Raw genomic sequence first — 16694 nt, 5'->3', positions numbered from 1 at the left:
ACCCGAACGGATTGGAAGCAGAATACATTAAAGAGATGTCTGACTTCTGTCAAGCACCAAACCGGGTGATCATTTCATCAACTGTCCGGCTCCGGGCAAAAATTCCCGCGTGAAGACATTGGCGGGAAACTCCCGTCCCTCGATGCGCCCGACCCGCAACGAGGAGCGATAGGCCTGATTCAGACCGCTGGTGGTCTCGAGCAGCATGGGGGCCCGATGGTCGCCCTCCAGTTCGCGGGGTTCCAGGAACCGGATCGTCTTGAGCAACCCTCCGCCCGCGTCGTACTGGGTCAATTCGACGGGCAGGCGACTTTTTTTGTCCACCGTCAAGTTCACCCGCGCATGCGGCGTGCCCGGATGCAGGGGATGGAGCGTCAATTTCCAGTGGGCGTCGTCCTCGGAGTCCAGGGTGGGACGATACTCCTCGGAAAAGTCCCCGAGCAGGAAATCGGCATTGTTGAACACCCCGCCCACCACCGACTGCAACAGGGTGGTCTTGCGGGTTTCGAGTTCGCCGGGCATGTGCAGCCACGCCTCGTCGCCCACCTTCAACACCGCCCGCCCGCGCAACTCCTCGGGCGACACCACCACCATCAGAGCGCGCCGACCGCTCGTCTTGGCGGTGTAGAGCGTCACGAGACGCTGACGACCGGTGGGCAACTCGAAGGTGAGGCGATTGAAGCTTTCGTGGGATACGGCGTGCATGGCCCGATCCATGGTTTTCAGGATCTCGACGGCATCCATGGCCCACAGCGGCAGCACAAAAGACCAGACGCACAATCCCACCAGCCCGCCCAGCCCGACCCGCGCCATCCCCCCCCGAAGCGCGCCCGCCTCGGCAGGCGCGATCCGATGAGCGCGATTCACAATCACCCGTCAACCGTGAAACCAATTTCCCGACTCTTCCGGAAAAAAAACGCATCCCAACCATGGTGTCACCGCTCAACCGATGTTAATGTATCCCACAATTGACAAAATTCAATCCACAAAGAGGATGCGACCCACGCCTCATGAGCACCATCACCGCGCAAACGCACGCCGTCTCCGATCATTCCGTGCTGGTCTGGCTGGCCGGTCTGCTCCTGATCGGCCTGATCTCCTGGAGCATCCATTATTTCATCATCGTGCCCATGCAACGCAAACGGCACATCCTCGAATCCATTCCCTACTGCCCCTCGCTGCTCCTGCCCCAACTGCCCGCCGAACACGACAAGATCATGCGCGTGGACAGTCAAAGGCTGATCCATTTGAGCTATCGAGTCAACCTTTATCAACTCACCTGCTCATGCCTGCGTTTCCGACGCATCCGCCGCTTCTACCCGGCCAACGACATCCGCCGTCTTTGCCGACATCTGCGCCGTGAACTGCAAAACAGCGGCTGTCTGCAAAACCTGGACGAGTTGACCCGTGGGGTGATTTCGTTTCGTCTGCGTGACGGGTGCTACGTTCGGGAGAGCCTGACCAACTCGGAGATGATCGTCGGCTTTCACCCGCGCTCGTCCATCGTGCGGGTCTACACCTACCGCAAAAGCCCGGATGATCCCCTTGGCGGCCCCTACACCGGCGCGGTGGACAAATTCACCTACAACCACCGGCAGGAGATCTGGGTCTACGGCGAGCCCCCGCCCAACGCCGACGAGATTCTCACCGTGGTCGAAACCCTCATGACCGCCTGTCGCGCCCGCTATCCGAACCCGGAAAAGCTGCCGCACATCAAAGAGACGCTACAAATGCCGATCCCGGAGACCGAAGCCGCCATGGCCGCTCGCGCGCGTCGCGAGAGCATTCTGGCCGCCCGACGTTCGACCACGCCCTTGCAGCAATAATCACCCACGACACGACCCACCCCCACCCGGCGCCGACCCCGACGCCAGGGTGGGGGCATGGCATGCGTTCAGCCCAGGCGTGCCGCCACCTTGCCGCGCTCCGGGGGCCAGCCGCGCGCGCCCCGTCTCACGACCACGGTGCTTTCGCGCGTCTCGGCGCCATTCGCATCCAACCACGCCTGCCAATCCGCACGCGTGGCCACATAAAAGGTCCCGACCCGCGCCAACGACTCCGGCGTCCGGGATCCCGTCGATCTGGACATGTTCCGTCTCCTTCCCTCTTTGATAAAGAGCAGTGGTGGCGAATCCACGCGGACCCACCCATGGAGAGGGGCACGCAATACTCATGCCGCTCCGGACTCGTCCCCACCCGATCGGATCCATTGGTGGCACGGATGCATTTTTTGATTGCCGCAAGCCAGGATTGGATTATAATCAAGCGCCATCGACAACCCCTTGTCTTTTCCAGGAGGAATGCATGGCCGTTTCGAAAACCCCCAGCGCCAAACCCACTGCCGCCAAGCCGCCAGCCGCCAGGCCGGCTCCCAAGCCCGCGGCCAAACCCGCCGCCAAGCCGGCCATGCCCCCGCGTGGAGCCTCCAAAGGTCGCTGACCCACTCCCGGCCTGCCAGACGGACCGAACGAATCAAGCCTCCGGACGCTTCCGGAGGTTTTTTTTCGCTTCTGAATCCTGGATTTTCAACCGTTCCAGGCCCGCTTCGAGCATGGTCAGGATCAATCGGTCGTAGGACCAGCCGTGCTGGGCGGCCATGCGCGGGAATCCGGAGTGGTCCGGATGGAGACCGGCCAGGGGGTTGATCTCCAGAAAATGGGGACATCCCTCGCCATCGGAGCGAAAATCCAGCCGTCCGGCATCGCGACACCCCAACAACCGGTAGATCCCCAGAGCCGCCTCCAGAGCCTGCCGGGCCTCGCCATCCTCCACCAGCCGATAGCGCACCCGCGTCGCTCCCTCCTCCTTGGTGGCAAAGGCGTACACCCCGTCATCCCCCCCATCCGTTTCGAACAGGATCTCGGCCACCAGGGCCAGGCGGATCGCCGCACCATTGCCCACGATCGCCACCGTGAACTCCCGTCCCGGCAGATGGCTTTCCGCCAGAACCGGCTGATCGAATCGCGTTCTCAACCCCTCGAACACCCGCGCCAACTCATCGGCATCGCGGACGCGCGACCCGGAGTCGCACCCCTTGCCGCTCCCTTCGGCCACCGGTTTGAGAAACAGGGGGCAGGCGATCCCGATCCATTCCAGGTCGCGCGTCTCCTCCAGCAGCACGAACGGCGCGGTGGGCCAGCCGGCATCGCGCACCAGACGTTTGGCCAATCCCTTGTCGAGGGTCACGCCGAGGGTCACCGGGTCGGAGAAAAGATACGGCTGACCGTACAGCTCCAGCAATCCCGGCACCTGGGCCTCGCGCCCGCGTCCGCCCAGCCCCTCGGCGATGTTGAACACCAGGTCCCAACGCTCTCCGGCCACCAACCGCTCGGCCAGCGCCCGACCATGGCCGATCCGTTCCACCCGGTGGCCACCGGACTCCAGGGCCCGGCACAAGGCATCGATGGTTTCGGGTTGATCGAACTCGGCCAGATGCTCTTCGTCCCAGCCAAGATTTCGATACGCATCGCGCAGATCGTACACCAGGCCGATCAGCATGGGGGCTCTCCTCGTAACTCCGGATCCGGGTAGCGGCAGATCCGGCCCAGATGGTTTCTGATCAGCAGGTCATTCCCCTCCCGTCCCACCAGGGTGGCCGACGCGATGGGGATCTTGCCGCCCCCGCCGGGTGCATCGATCACGTAGCGTGGCACGGCGTAGCCGCTCAGGTGGCCCACCAGCCCTTCCATGAGGATCAGGCCGCGTGATACCGGCACGCGGAAGTGGCCCGAGCCGGAGATCGGGTCGCACTGATAGAGGTAGTAAGGGCGCACCCGATGGCGCACCAATCCGCGCATCAGGGTGCGCAGGGTTTCCAGATCGTCGTTGATGCCGGCCAGGAGCACGGTCTGTCCGGCCAGCAGGATGCCGGCGTCGGCCAGGCGTTCCAGTGCCTGTCCGGCTTCCGGGGTCAATTCATCCGGGTGGGTGGCGTGGAGGCTCAGGCCGAGGGGATGGTGGCGTTTGAGCATGGCGACCAGTTTGCGGGTGATGCGCATGGGCACCAGAAGCGGCATGCGCGAGCCGATGCGGATCAGTTCCACGTGGGGGATGGCGCGCAAGCTTGTCAGCAGTCGTTCCAGTCTGCGGGTGGCGAGCAGCAGGGGGTCGCCGCCCGAGATCAGCACGTCGCGGATCTCCGGATGGGTGGCGATGTAGGCCAGGGCGGGTTGCCAATCGGTGCGGACTCCGTTGCCCACCAGGCGTGAGCGGGTGCAGTAGCGGCAGTAGCCGGCGCAGAGATCGGTGGCCAGCAGCACGACACGATCTTCATGGCGACGGATGAGGTTGGGGGCGACGGTGGCGGTGGTTTCGTCGAGGGGATCGCTCGATTCACCCGGTGTGGGGATGTTTTCCGCCAGGGTAGGAACCAGGGTACGGCGCAGGGGATGGGATGGATCATCCGGGTTCATCAAGGCGGCGTAATAGGGGGTGATCGCCCAGGGTGGCCCGTTCGTGACATGGTCGAGGGCGGTTCGTTCCGAGTCGGAGAGGCGCAGCACCCGTGCCAGGGCGGCAGGATTCCGGAAGCGGTGGCGCAGTTGCCAGCGCCAATCGGACCACATGGATCGCGTGGATTCCGGAAAGAACCGTTTCTGGAAGCTGGTACGATTTTGATTGATAAACCATTCGGACACGTCGCTTGATCCCGATGCCAGGTCGTACTTGACAAAAAAGAGGACAAAAAGTTTAATGAAATCCCGAGCCCATGGAAAGGTGCGGTCGTGCGTGTCTCCACTGTCGCGGGGGACCGGGGGCCGAAGGTCCCCGGCGGAGGTTCGGAGGCAGAGCCTCCGAGGTGTTGGTTTGGACTTTGACGGTTGGTTTGACTTTGACGTGTTTTTGGTTCGATTCGCCATTCTTGATTTTGATTTTGATTCTGATTCTGTCATTCATGGTTTTGACTTTAGCGCGCTCTACCAAAAAACGTTTTTCACGTTTTTTGTGAAAAACGCTGCGCGCCGCCTTCGCCTCGGGAACGTTTCGCGCCTGTTGCGAAACGTTCCCGAGTACATGGCCAAACATACGGGCCGGCGGGGACGATTCACCCATCCCGCCGCCCTCACCCCTCGCCAGGCTTGAGCCCCATGAACCCAACCGCCACCCTCCCCTCCACCCCCCTCCCGCAAAAACTCCTCTTCGCCGGCATCGCCATCCTCGGCGCCACGGCCTTCGCCAGCATCGCCCTGGCCCGCGGAGAGACGGTCAACGCCACCTGGCTGGTCATCGCGGCGCTCTGCATCTACGCCCTGGCCTACCGCTTCTACGCCCTGTTCATCGAAAAAACCGTCCTGAAACTCGATCCGGATCGCCCCACCCCGGCAGTCCGGCATAACGACAACAAGGATTTCGTGCCCACCAACCGCATCGTCCTCTACGGACACCACTTCGCGGCCATCGCCGGCGCCGGACCTCTGGTGGGACCGGTGCTCGCCGCCCAGATGGGCTACCTGCCGGGCATGCTCTGGATCCTCATCGGCGTGGTGATGGCCGGCGCGGTGCAGGATTTTCTGATCCTGTCGTTCTCCATGCGCCGCACCGGACGCTCCCTGGGGGAGATCATCCGCTCGGAGATGGGCCCGATCCCAGGCACCATCGCCATGATCGGCATCTTCGGCATCATGACCATTCTGCTGGCCGTGCTCAGCCTGATCGTGGTCAAGGCGATGGCGGAAAGCCCCTGGTCGGTCTTCACCGTCACCATGACCATCCCGATCGCCCTCTTCATGGGGGTGTACATGAAAAAACTCCGCCCCGGTCGCGTCGGCGAGGTGTCGGCCATCGGCGCGGCGCTGCTGATCCTGGCGATCATCGCCGGTGGCAAGGTGGCCACCCACCCCACCCTCGCCCCCCTGTTCACCCTCACCGGACCCCAGGTGACCGCCGGATTGATCACCTACGGCGCCCTGGCCTCCATCATGCCGGTGTGGATGATGCTCTGCCCACGGGATTACCTCTCCACGTTCCTCAAGATCGGCACCATCATGCTGCTGGCCATCTGCGTGCTGCTGGCCGCGCCAGAGTTGAAAATGCCTGCCACCACCCGCTTCCTCGATGGCACCGGACCGGTCTGGAGCGGCGATCTGTTCCCGTTTCTGTTCATCACCATCGCCTGCGGGGCCTGCTCGGGCTTCCACGCGCTGATCGCCTCGGGCACCACGCCCAAAATGATCGCCAGCGAAGGGGATGCCCGCTTCATCGGCTACGGCGGAATGCTGATGGAGTCGTTCGTGGCCATCATGGCCCTGTGCGCCGCGTCGATTCTGGAACCGGGCATCTACTTCGCCATGAACTCCCCCGGGGCCGTGCTCGGCAGCTCGATCGACTCGGCGGTCACGGTGATCCAGGGGTGGGGCTTCGTGGTCACCCCGGAGATGATCGCCCAAATCACCCGCGACGTCGGCGAACAGTCGCTTTTGTCCCGCACCGGCGGCGCGCCGACCCTCGCGGTCGGCATGGCGCAACTGCTGTCGCTGTTCGGCGGACAAGGGTGGATGGCCTTCTGGTACCACTTCGCCATCCTCTTCGAAGCGCTCTTCATCCTCACCGCCGTGGATACCGGCACCCGCGCCTGCCGCTTCATGGTGCAGGACATGTTCGGGGTGATCTTCAAACCCCTGGCCCGCACCTCGTCCTGGTTGTCGAGCATCGTCGCCACCACCATCGTGGTGAGCGCCTGGGGATACATCCTCCATCAGGGGGTGATCGACCCCTTCGGCGGCATCAACAGCCTGTGGCCGCTCTTCGGCATCTCCAACCAGATGCTGGCCGGCTGCGCCATGATCGTCGCCACGGTGATCCTCTTCAAACTCAAACGGGAACGACTGGCCTGGGTCACGATCATTCCCGCCACATGGCTGGTGATCTCCACCATGACCGCCAGCTTCCAGAAGGTCTTCTCCCCGAACGTCAAGATCGGCTTCCTGGCGCATGCCGACAAGTACCAACAGGCCCTCGACCAGAACCAGGTGATCGCACCCGCCAAAACCCTGGAACAACTCGCCCGCATCGTGGCCAACGACCGGCTGGATGCCATCCTGGCGCTCTTTTTCATGAGCATCGTGGCCACCATGCTGGTCTTCGGGGTACTCGCCTGCCGCCAGGCGCTCAAAAATCCCCACGTCACCGCCAAAGAGGACGAACCACCCTCCACGGTCTGCAATCCGGTCACGCGATGTTGTTGACGCGAGGGGGACGTTGGACGTAAACTCCTCGCACATGGAAAAAAATGGCCATGCCATCTGCATGGCTTTCCACACCGAACATGAGGCCCCGCGTTGCATAAACTGCGCATCGATCAAGCCGTCATCGCCGACCTGGTGAGCGAAGGCGCGCGCGTGCTCGATCTGGGCTGCGGGGACGGCCTGTTGCTCGAACACCTGATCCGCCGCAAACACGCCCAAGGCTTCGGCGTGGAGATCTCCCACGAGGGGGTCCATGCCTGCATCGCCCGCGGCCTGCCGGTCTACCAGGGGGACATCGACCAGGGACTGAACGATCACCACGACGACTCCTTCGATTACGTCATCCTCTCCCACACCCTCCAGGCGGTCCACCGCCCGGAATACGTCCTCAAGGAGATGCTGCGGGTCGGCAAAAAGATCATCGTCTCCTTCCCCAACTTCGGCTACTGGCGGGTACGGCTGGGATTGCTGCTGGCGGGCCGCATGCCGCGTACCCGCATGCTCCCCTATCGCTGGCACAACACCCCCTACATCCACCTCTGCACCATCCTCGATTTCGAGGATCTCTGCGCCGAACTGGATATCAACATCCTGAAAAGACTCCCCCTGGCCTCTGGCAAACACCCGGTCCGCCGCACCATCCAGAATCCGCTCTCCCAATGGATGCTGCCCGGGGCCACGGCCAACTGGCTGGCACCGGTGGCGGTCTACCTCCTGGAGCGCAACAGCCGATGAGACCCCCGATCGAAATCCTGCTCTCCGAAGAGATGATCCGCGCGCGCATCGCGCAACTGGCCGAGGAGATCGCGCCACGCCTGCGCGAGGATGTGCTGCTGGTCACCCTCATGAACGGGGCCTTCGTGTTCGGCGCGGATCTCACCCGCGCCCTGGCCCGCCTCGGCAAACCCCTCACCCTCGATTTCATGGTGCTCTCCTCCTACGGCTCCGGCACCGTCACCTCGGGCCGGATCACCACCCGCATGGATCTCTCCATCGATCCCACCGGACGTCAGGTGCTGCTCGTCGATGACATCCTCGACTCCGGCAACACCCTGCTGATGGCCAGCAACCATCTGCGCGACAAAGGGGCCGCCGACGTGCTGACCTGCGTGCTCCTCGACAAACCGGCACGCCGCCGGGTTCCCATGCAGGCCGATTTCATCGGCTTCGAAATCCCGAACCTCTTCGTGGTCGGCTTTGGCATCGATTACGACCAGATGTTCCGGGAGTTGCCCTTCGTGGGCCATCTGCGCGCCTCATGACCTCCCCGCTTCCAGGACAGGCCCTGCTGTTCGATCTGGACGGCACCTTGGTCGATTCGGCCCCCGATCTGTGGCGGGCGATGAACCACGTCCTGACGCTCAAGGGCCGGAATCCCCTGCCGCTGGAAAAAGTGCGCCATCTGGTGGGACACGGCGCGCGGGCCCTGCTGGCGCGGGGACTCCTGGACGACGAAACCGCCGATGCCCCGGAGAACGACCCGGCGTTCGAAGCCGCGGTGCGGGCCTTTCTGGACCACTACGCCGAACACCTCACCGACCACTCGCGCCCCTACCCGGACGTCCCCGAGGTGCTCGCCGAACTGGCCGGACGCGGCTTCGCCCTGGCGGTGGTCACCAACAAACCGGAACGCTTCTCCCGGAAAATGCTCGAGCAACTCGATCTGGCCCGCTTCTTTCCCGTGGTGATCGGTGGCGACACCCTGCCCACGCGCAAACCGGATCCCACCCCGCTGCTGCACGCACTGGAACGGTTGAACGTCGCCCTGGAACAGGGCATCATGATCGGCGATTCGGAGACCGATCTCACCGCCGCGCGCCGCGCGGGACTGCCGGTGATTCTCTGCTCGCATGGCTACAATCGCGGGGAGGATGTGCGCGCGCTCCATCCCGACCGCGTCGTGGACCGCTTCGGCCAACTGCCGGAGTTTCTTCAATCATCCTAGGGATTCAGGGATCTTTCGCATCATGACACGACTCAAGCTCGGCCTGCCCAAGGGGAGCCTGGAACAGGCCACCATCGAACTTTTTTCCCAGGCGGGATGGCACATCTCCACCAGCTCACGCAACTATTTCCCCAGCATCGACGATCCCGAAATCGTCTGCTCGCTGGTCCGCCCCCAGGAGATGGCCCGCTACGTGGCCGACGGCACCCTCGACATGGGTCTGACCGGACTCGACTGGATCCTGGAGTGGGAGTGCGAACAGAAGGTGGCCCAGATCGGCGCCCTGGAGTACTCCAAAAGCTCCAACCGTCCCTGCCGCTGGGTGCTGATCGTCCGTCAGGACTCCGAAATCAAACGGGTGGAGGATCTGCAAGGCAAACGGGTCGCCACCGAACTCGAAGGGTTCACCCGGCGTCATCTCCAGCAACGGGGCGTCGAGGCCGACGTGCTCTTCTCGTGGGGAGCTACCGAAGCCAAGGTGGTCGAAGGACTGGTGGACGCGGCGGTCGAAATCACCGAAACCGGCTCCACCATCCGGGCCCACGGCCTGCGCATCGTCGAGGATCTCTTGGAAACCCGCACCATGATCATCGCCAATCACGACGCGGTGCGCGATGACTGGAAAAAATCCAAGATCGATCAGATCACCCTGCTGCTCAACGCCGCCCTCACCGCCCGTCACAAGGCGGTGCTGAAAATGAACGTCCCGGTGGCCCGTTCGGCGGAAGTGCTGGCCATTCTGCCCAGCCTGCAATCCCCAACCATCAACCCCCTCTCCGATCCGGCCTGGCAGGCGGTGGAGACCGTGGTCGATCGTTCCCAGGTGCGCGACCTGATCTGGCGCCTCAAACAGGCCGGGGCCGTCGGCATACTGGAATATGACCTCAAAAAGGTGGTATGATACTTTCCAACAACAGGTTCAATCCTTTTATCCCAGGAGTTCCGCCAATGCCGCCAACCCAGACGTGGACCGGTGACACCCCCTCGATGGTTCTGCTCCTCGGGATCTCGGGCATCGTGACCGGAGTGCTCTACGCGCTGTCGCGTTTTCTCCGTTCGATGCCGACACTTGTTCCGATCCCGGTTCGCACCCGCGAGTCGGAACGTCGGTTGGCCCTGGCCCGCGCCAGGGCGCGCCGTCGCGCGCTGGACGATTGAATGCCAGTCGTGTCGGATTTCATCAATCAGAAAGGGGTTCTAATCGATGGAAGTCAAAATTGAAGGCCGTCAGGTTGAGATCGGCGACGAATTGCGTGATCGCATCCAGAAGTATTTCGACAATCTGGATCAACGCTTCGGGCCCTTGACCCATGGCCGCATCTCCGTGGAGCGCAAGGCGCACAACAACGAACAACGCGCCTCGGTCAAAACCGTGGTCAACGTGGCCGGAAAAACCATCTCCGCCACCAAGGAGTCCTCGACCGTGCTCGCGGCAGTCAACGAAACCCTCGACACGCTTACCGAGGAGTTGCTGACCCACGCGGAAAAAAGCAAGAAGAGTCACAGATAACACCACACCATCCCGATCCCGCGCCACATCTCGCGGGGTCGGGATGCCCCGCATCACCCGTCCCGATCACGCCGCATCACCCGTCCCGATCACGCCGCATCACCCGTCCCGATCACGCCGCATCACCCGTCCCGATCACGCCGCATCACCCGTCCCGATCACGCCGCATCACCCGTCCCGATCACCCGTGCCGATCACACCGCATCACCTCTTCGACTTCAACAGGTCGAGGTTCTCGAGCGTGTCATCGACGATCAACAACCGTTTTTTTCGGCGACGTCTCCGTTTCGGTCATCTCCGTCCCTCCCTCACGAATCGTCCAGAGGTTGATACGGGGCCAACGTCACCCGCTCCTCATCCGCCCAGTGCCGCAGCCGTTCGAGACACCCGTCGAAATCGTAATCGGCCAGACACTGCCGCAACCCCCGGAGCCGCTCCTTGCGCGCCATGCCGCGCACCAGGGGAAGCATGTTCTCCACCACCTGCTCCACCGATGCGTCGAAAGCGCGCAGCAACTCGTCGGCCTCGCGCATCAATCCGACCAACGCCTCCGAAATCCGTCCGGCATCGGCCTCGTCACCGGCCTCCACCAGCAGATCCTCCTCCTGACCCAGGCCGGCCCGAATCAGCCCGGCCAGGAATCCCAGCTCCCGCCCGGTCTCCTCCAGAAGCTCTGGCAATCCCAGCGCCTCATGTGGGGCCTTGGCCATCAACTCCAACCGTTTGGCCAGCTCGGCCACCGGCTGAGCGCCGATCAGCGCCGAACTCCCCTTGAGGGTGTGGGCCAGACGTTCCATCTCCCCGTAATTCGCCTCGGTCCAGAAGCGTGCCAGCCGCGCGCAGGCATCCCCCTGATTCTTCAGATACTTGCCGAGCACGCTCCGATAGGTGCTCACCCGCCCGCCGACATTCCGCATGCCCACGGCCACGTCGATCTCCCGACAGGAGGTCAACCCGATCCCCGCATCCGGCTTGACCGGCGCGGTCACGGTGGCGGCGGAGAAGGTTGACGCAGCCGGACCATCCCCGATCCAGCGCGCCAGACAGGTACGCAAGGGCTCCAGGAGAATCGGCTTGATCAAGAATCCGTCCGGGCACCCTTCCGGATCGTCTTGCGCGGAGAACAGGATCTCCTCACCAGGCCCGGTCAACACAATGATTTTCGGCAACCGCCTCAACCCCGGCAGATCGCGAATCTCCCGGACCCCCTCGAAACCCTTCAGGCCGACCAGATCCCCATCCATCAACACCATGTCCACGGATTCGGATGCGCGTTCGGCCACGCGCAACCGCTCCAAAGCGGTGCCCGGATCGGTTGCGACGATGGGTCGATACCCCAACCGCGCCACCATGCCAGACAGAATCCGTCCCGCCACGGGGTGATCTTCCACGATCAGCACGCCGGAATCCCTCTGCACCACCTCCGCCCCATCCCCGAGGCGTCGCCGTCCGTCCACCGTGGCAAAACGGGCCGTGAACCGGAAACAGCTTCCCACCCCTGGCGTACTCTCCACGCTGATCCGACCCGCCATCATCGTCACCAGCCGCTTGGCAATCGCCAAGCCCAAGCCCGCGCCACCGTATTTGCGCCGGCTCGAGCCATCCCCCTGGGCGAACTCCCGGAACAGCTCCTCGATCTGATCCTCCGGCAAGCCGATGCCGCTGTCGCGAATGGAAAAAACCAGCTCCACCCACTCCGGACCCGATTCGCCCAGTGCGATGGAGATATGCACCTCCCCGCGCTCGGTGAACTTGATGGCGTTGCCCACCAGATGCTGCAACACCTGACCCAGACGCTCCCCATCCCCACGCAGACGCGCAGGGATTCCGTCTTCCACCTCGATCAGATACTCCACCCCCTTCTTGCGCGCCTGACCGCTCATATTGACCAGATCGTCCAGGATCTGCGTAAAAACGAACTCCACGTCGGCCAGGCACAACCCGGCGGATTCGATCCGGGAGAAGTCGAGAATGTCGTTGAGCAGGTGCAGCAGAATGCCGGCGCTGGTGGCGATCGTGGCCAGATAATCCCTCTGCCTGGGGGTCAGATTGGTCTGGAGACAGAGTTGTGTCAAACCGATCACGGCATTCAGGGGGGTCCGGATCTCATGGCTCATGTTGGCCAGAAACTCCCCCTTGACCTCGCTGGCCCGTTCCGCGGCTCGGGACATGGCCTCGGCATGACGCCTGGCCTCCAGGAGATGCGTCTGGATGCTCTTGAGTTCGGTCAAATCCACCAGCACGCCGATGATCGCCGGCGGATCGTCGCCGGAAGTGGTAAATTTGGCCAGACGCAGCTCCATGCACCCGATGGAGGCGTGTTCGCCCCCCCAGGCGATCTCCCGCCGCGTCTGAATGGCCCCGGTATCGGCCAGAAACTCCCCATACAGACGGACGATCTCCCGTCCCCCCTCGGCGCGGAACAGATCGCCCAATCCCTGGCCCGCCAACCGATCGGCGGTGAGTCCGATGAAATCGAGAAAGGCGTTGTTGGCGAACGTCACCATACCGGCTCCGTCGATAAAAAAAATCGGCAACGGCACGGTATCGATCAACTGGCGCAGCAGCAGACGCTCCTCCAGCAACGCCTGCTGGACCTTCTGGCGCTCCGTCACATCCCGGATCACCCCCACCGATCCGATGTACTGTCGGGTCAACCTCTCGCTCCCCTCCCCGACCGCACCGTACAAGCCGGTGCTGTTCACCTCGACCTGAACCTTCGGCGGATCGATGTTGCGCAACTCGTACACCTCGTCGCAGGTGCCGACTTTGGATTTCAGATGCAATTCCAGCCCGAGGGTCAAACGGGTTCCGGTGCGGCGTTCATCGAACAGCTTCTGTTCCGGATTGAACGTGCCGGCGCCGATGCGGTCCAACACCCGATCGAGACTCACCGACGGCACGTCCGCGCTGTCGATGATCGTGGTGAAGTGGCGTCCGATCAGCTCGGAGGGGTGATATCCCAGCCGTTCGATCGCCCGGTTCAGGAAGGTGAAATGGCCGTCCGAGTCGATCTTGAAAACGATGTCCGGAATGGTCTGCACCAGTCCGCGAAACCGCTCTTCGGAGGCAGAGAGTTTATGCAGGCTTTCGTCGAGTTGCTCATTGATCTCCCGCAGACGACGGTTCTTCTCCGCCATCTGGGTTTGCATGCGCCGCAAGGCCAGATGGGTGGCGATGCGCGCCAGAACGATCGCGGGTCGGATCGGTTTGGTCAGATAATCGACCGCGCCCAGTTGCAACCCCTCGAGTTCATCCGCCTCGTCGGTGCGCGCGGTGACGAAGATGACCGGAATGTCGGCGGTCTCCGGATCGGCCTTGAGCTGGCGGCACACCTCGAAACCGCTCATGCCCGGCATCACGATGTCCAACAGGATCAGATCCGGTCGTGGCGACGTGCGCGCCAGCCGCAGGGCAAGAGCGCCGTGGATCGCCAGACGCACCTGGCAACTCTCCGTCAGCACCGCCTTGAACACGTCCAGATTGTCCGCCGCGTCATCGACGATCAGCACGACCGGTTTTCCCGCCGACTCAACCATCACCCCCCTCCAGCCCGAAAGAGAGCGACTCGAACCCTGTCCGACACCGCTTCATGACGCCATCGAAATCGCGACACCCCACCCGTTCCTGCCGTGGCCCCACACCTCGGCGCGGGGGGCGACCTGGGCAACAATCCCGAGCACCCTCTCCAAATGACGGGGACGCAAGGCCAGCGTGGCGGGATCCCGTTGGCCCACGTCACCCCCATCTCCCGCAGGCGGATGAGCAGGGCAGGCCATCCCGGCGCAGATCGGCAGATGGGCCAGAGTCGATTCGGTGAAGGCCAGACCGCACGCATGGGCGGTGTTGTTGCGTTGGTCACGACAGGTGAACCAGCGCTCGACCTCATCGAAGCTCATCAGACCATGCCGGAAGGCCAGCCGCAACAACTCCTTGACCGAAACCTCATGCAGGTGCGGCGTTCCCGGCACCAACTCCCGCAACACCTTGCGCAGCAGGATAGGGACCATGCTCTGAATCCGCTCCACCTCCTTGAGGACCCCATCCCCGCTCTCCGGGACGACGCGCCGCATGTGGGCATGCGCCTCTCGCAGGGTCGTCAGGGTGGCTTGCAGAGGGTCGGTGTTCAGACTCATGGGCGGTGCCGGATTGGCGTCACAACGCCAGGGTCTCGTTGACCACTTCCAGGGCCTGGCTGCGTCCGAAGGGTTTGACCAGCAGACGGGTAGCCCCGAAATCCTGGGCCATGCGCAGATTGAAGGCCGCATCCAGGCCACGACCACCACCGGACATGGCGATGATGCGAATGGTGGGGGAGACCTCCTTCAACTCCATGATCAGCTCCACCCCATCCTTTTCCGGCATCAGGATGTCGGTCATGACCAGATCCGGGAGGTACTGCTTGAAACGGCGCAGCCCGGCGCGACCGTCCGGGGACTCCTCGATTTCGTGCCCCTCCTCGGTCAAAATCTCGCGCAGCAGGGCGCGGATGGAGGCATCATCGTCGATCACCAGGATACGTGCCATAAAAATTCCTTTTTTCTTAATGATTAAAGGCCGTTTGGCGACGGCATCCCTCGAATCGCCAAACGCGCGTGGTGCAAAGACTTCGACCGTGCTCGAACAAATGGCCAAGCCATCGGGCGAACCCACCAGGGCCCGCGTCGGCGGTCTGGAGGTTACGGACAGCCTGTCACGATTGACGTGTCATCCGATAGGCCTCTTGCGCCGAGTCGCTCACCTCGCGAAGCATCTCCTCTTTCATCGCGACCAGCAACTCCATCGGCGCCCCGATTTCACGGGCGATCTCCTTGAGTCGCCCACCGCCCTGAAAATGGCGTTCCGCCAGGAGCACTTTCAGGAAATCCGCCAGCACCAGCTCCCGAAACGGACCAGCCGGGATCTTGACGGCCCTGATGGCCCCATCCCACTTGCGTCCGGCGTCGAGGGCCGCCCGCAGCGACTCCATGGCCTCGGCATGCTGGCGATCCTGCTCGGCGCTGAACTCCGGCGTGGCGATCTGAAACCGCAGATGGTAATCGTCCGACTGCTCGGAGTCCTGCTCGTTGCTCATGCTCTCATCCTTGTTCCAATACCAGGAATGGGGATCAACTCCCGACCTTGGCCTGCCTGGCCAGTTTCCAGTGTTCGAAGAGCAACACGGTCGGGCTGGCCACGTAAATCGACGACCAGGTTCCGATCACCACGCCCAGCAGCAGGGCCACGGAGAAGTCGTGGATCACCTCACCGCCATAAAAATAGAGTGCCAGCAGCACCAGAACCACGGTCAGGGAGACGTTGATGGTACGCCCCAAGGTGCGGTTGGTGGCTTCGTTGATGATCACCTCCAGCGGCTGATTGCGCAGCCGTTTGGTTTCGTCGCGGATCCGGTCGAAGACCACGATGGTGTCGTTGATCGAGTAGCCGATCACGGTAAGCACCGCCGCCACCACCACCAGGGAAAACTCCTTCTGGGTAAAGGCGAAGAAGCCCAGGATCAGGAACACGTCGTGGATCAGCGACAGCACGGCGCCAAAGGCGAAGCGAAATTCGAAGCGCACCCCCACATAGACCAGGATGGCGAGCCAGGAGTAGACCACCGCCCAGATCCCGTTGACGGTCAGCTCATGCCCCACTTGAGGTCCGACAAATTCCACGCGCCGAAGTTCCACCTTGCCCGAGGCGCCGGACAGGGGGTTCAGCGTATCGACGATCTTCTGGGCCATCTTCGAGGCGGTCTGTCCGTCCTGACCCTCCTGGTGCGCCTGATGGATGCGGATCAGGATCTCCTCCGGGGCGCCGAACTCCTGGATCACCGCCGCGCCCAGGCCGATCTCGCCCAGGGCCACGCGGATATCGTGGACCGGAGCCGGACCGGGAAAGCGCACCTGCATCACCGCGCCGCCCGAGAAGTCCAGTCCGAAGTTCAGACCGCGGGTCGCCAGGGAGAAGAGACTGATGAGCAGCAGCAATCCGGAGATCGCAAAGGCCCAATAGCGCTTGGAAACGAAATCGATGTTGATTTTCGGATTGATAAATTCCATGGTGTGCCACT

Annotated in this window: 19 protein-coding genes; 10 read left to right on the top strand and 9 right to left on the bottom strand. The window is 63.0% G+C overall.

The window, feature by feature from the left end:
• Positions 1 to 69 precede the first annotated feature (69 nt).
• The gene (locus ACOY6C_RS04160; RefSeq protein ID WP_420904215.1) at positions 70 to 867 is read right to left on the bottom strand and encodes an outer membrane lipoprotein-sorting protein; all 798 of its coding nucleotides are present in this window, start codon (positions 865 to 867) and stop codon (positions 70 to 72) included.
• Between the two features lie 143 nt (positions 868 to 1010).
• Here ACOY6C_RS04160 and ACOY6C_RS04155 point away from each other — a divergent pair, with 143 nt between their 5' ends.
• Positions 1011 to 1826: a hypothetical protein gene (locus ACOY6C_RS04155; RefSeq protein WP_420904214.1), complete on the top strand. Its 816-nt coding sequence runs from the start codon at positions 1011 to 1013 to the stop codon at positions 1824 to 1826.
• Between the two features lie 68 nt (positions 1827 to 1894).
• Here ACOY6C_RS04155 and ACOY6C_RS04150 read toward each other — a convergent pair whose 3' ends face one another.
• Positions 1895 to 2089 (bottom strand): hypothetical protein, encoded by a 195-nt coding sequence (locus ACOY6C_RS04150; RefSeq protein ID WP_420904213.1) that lies wholly within the window; start codon positions 2087 to 2089, stop codon positions 1895 to 1897.
• Positions 2090 to 2304: 215 nt separating this feature from the next.
• Between ACOY6C_RS04150 and ACOY6C_RS04145 the strand changes: the two genes are divergently transcribed.
• Entirely contained in the window at positions 2305 to 2439 is a 135-nt protein-coding gene (locus tag ACOY6C_RS04145; RefSeq protein WP_420904212.1) for a hypothetical protein, read from the top strand.
• A 33-nt stretch (positions 2440 to 2472) separates the two neighbouring features.
• Here ACOY6C_RS04145 and ACOY6C_RS04140 read toward each other — a convergent pair whose 3' ends face one another.
• On the bottom strand, positions 2473 to 3498 hold the full coding sequence (locus ACOY6C_RS04140; protein ID WP_420904211.1) for a D-alanine--D-alanine ligase family protein: 1026 nt from the start codon (positions 3496 to 3498) through the stop codon (positions 2473 to 2475).
• Entirely contained in the window at positions 3492 to 4637 is a 1146-nt protein-coding gene (locus ACOY6C_RS04135) for a KamA family radical SAM protein (RefSeq protein ID WP_420904210.1), read from the bottom strand. Before ACOY6C_RS04135 ends, ACOY6C_RS04140 begins: the two co-directional genes overlap by 7 nt.
• Before the next feature lie 169 nt (positions 4638 to 4806).
• Between ACOY6C_RS04135 and ACOY6C_RS04130 the strand changes: the two genes are divergently transcribed.
• The 8 genes from ACOY6C_RS04130 (at position 4807) to hpf (ending at position 10639) form a co-directional block, all read left to right on the top strand.
• The gene (locus ACOY6C_RS04130; protein ID WP_420904209.1) at positions 4807 to 5082 is read left to right on the top strand and encodes a hypothetical protein; all 276 of its coding nucleotides are present in this window, start codon (positions 4807 to 4809) and stop codon (positions 5080 to 5082) included.
• Between the two features lie 5 nt (positions 5083 to 5087).
• Complete coding sequence (locus ACOY6C_RS04125; protein ID WP_420904208.1) at positions 5088 to 7184, top strand: carbon starvation CstA family protein; 2097 nt, start codon at positions 5088 to 5090, stop codon at positions 7182 to 7184.
• Between the two features lie 93 nt (positions 7185 to 7277).
• The gene (gene metW, locus ACOY6C_RS04120; RefSeq protein ID WP_420904207.1) at positions 7278 to 7919 is read left to right on the top strand and encodes a methionine biosynthesis protein MetW; all 642 of its coding nucleotides are present in this window, start codon (positions 7278 to 7280) and stop codon (positions 7917 to 7919) included.
• A complete protein-coding gene (hpt, locus tag ACOY6C_RS04115; RefSeq protein WP_420904206.1) occupies positions 7916 to 8446 on the top strand; it encodes a hypoxanthine phosphoribosyltransferase in 531 nt (176 codons plus the stop codon). The genes metW and hpt overlap by 4 nt, the downstream gene beginning before the upstream one ends.
• Positions 8443 to 9129, top strand: coding sequence for a phosphoglycolate phosphatase (locus ACOY6C_RS04110; protein WP_420904205.1), 687 nt, complete (start codon positions 8443 to 8445; stop codon positions 9127 to 9129). The genes hpt and ACOY6C_RS04110 overlap by 4 nt, the downstream gene beginning before the upstream one ends.
• Positions 9130 to 9151: 22 nt before the next feature.
• The gene (gene hisG / locus ACOY6C_RS04105; RefSeq protein ID WP_420904204.1) at positions 9152 to 10030 is read left to right on the top strand and encodes an ATP phosphoribosyltransferase; all 879 of its coding nucleotides are present in this window, start codon (positions 9152 to 9154) and stop codon (positions 10028 to 10030) included.
• Positions 10031 to 10077: 47 nt separating this feature from the next.
• Positions 10078 to 10287 (top strand): hypothetical protein, encoded by a 210-nt coding sequence (locus ACOY6C_RS04100; RefSeq protein ID WP_420904203.1) that lies wholly within the window; start codon positions 10078 to 10080, stop codon positions 10285 to 10287.
• Between the two features lie 46 nt (positions 10288 to 10333).
• Positions 10334 to 10639: a ribosome hibernation-promoting factor, HPF/YfiA family gene (gene hpf / locus ACOY6C_RS04095; RefSeq protein WP_420904202.1), complete on the top strand. Its 306-nt coding sequence runs from the start codon at positions 10334 to 10336 to the stop codon at positions 10637 to 10639.
• A gap of 308 nt (positions 10640 to 10947) precedes the next feature.
• Here hpf and ACOY6C_RS04090 read toward each other — a convergent pair whose 3' ends face one another.
• The 5 genes from ACOY6C_RS04090 to secF form a co-directional block, all read right to left on the bottom strand.
• The gene (locus ACOY6C_RS04090; protein ID WP_420904201.1) at positions 10948 to 14178 is read right to left on the bottom strand and encodes a response regulator; all 3231 of its coding nucleotides are present in this window, start codon (positions 14176 to 14178) and stop codon (positions 10948 to 10950) included.
• A gap of 51 nt (positions 14179 to 14229) precedes the next feature.
• Positions 14230 to 14775 (bottom strand): hypothetical protein, encoded by a 546-nt coding sequence (locus tag ACOY6C_RS04085; protein WP_420904200.1) that lies wholly within the window; start codon positions 14773 to 14775, stop codon positions 14230 to 14232.
• A gap of 19 nt (positions 14776 to 14794) precedes the next feature.
• The gene (locus tag ACOY6C_RS04080; protein ID WP_420904199.1) at positions 14795 to 15166 is read right to left on the bottom strand and encodes a response regulator; all 372 of its coding nucleotides are present in this window, start codon (positions 15164 to 15166) and stop codon (positions 14795 to 14797) included.
• Positions 15167 to 15332: 166 nt separating this feature from the next.
• On the bottom strand, positions 15333 to 15713 hold the full coding sequence (locus tag ACOY6C_RS04075; RefSeq protein WP_420904198.1) for a hypothetical protein: 381 nt from the start codon (positions 15711 to 15713) through the stop codon (positions 15333 to 15335).
• A 34-nt stretch (positions 15714 to 15747) separates the two neighbouring features.
• Positions 15748 to 16683, bottom strand: a complete 936-nt coding sequence (gene secF, locus ACOY6C_RS04070) for a protein translocase subunit SecF (RefSeq protein ID WP_420904197.1) — start codon at positions 16681 to 16683, stop codon at positions 15748 to 15750.
• Positions 16684 to 16694 lie beyond the last annotated feature (11 nt).

Origin of the sequence: Candidatus Magnetaquiglobus chichijimensis (assembly GCF_045865675.1) — a bacterium.
Taxonomy (GTDB): domain Bacteria; phylum Pseudomonadota; class Magnetococcia; order Magnetococcales; family Magnetaquicoccaceae; genus Magnetaquiglobus; species Magnetaquiglobus chichijimensis.
The sequence above is the reverse complement of the archived record's forward strand: the minus strand, read 5'-3'. Positions and strand labels throughout refer to the sequence as shown.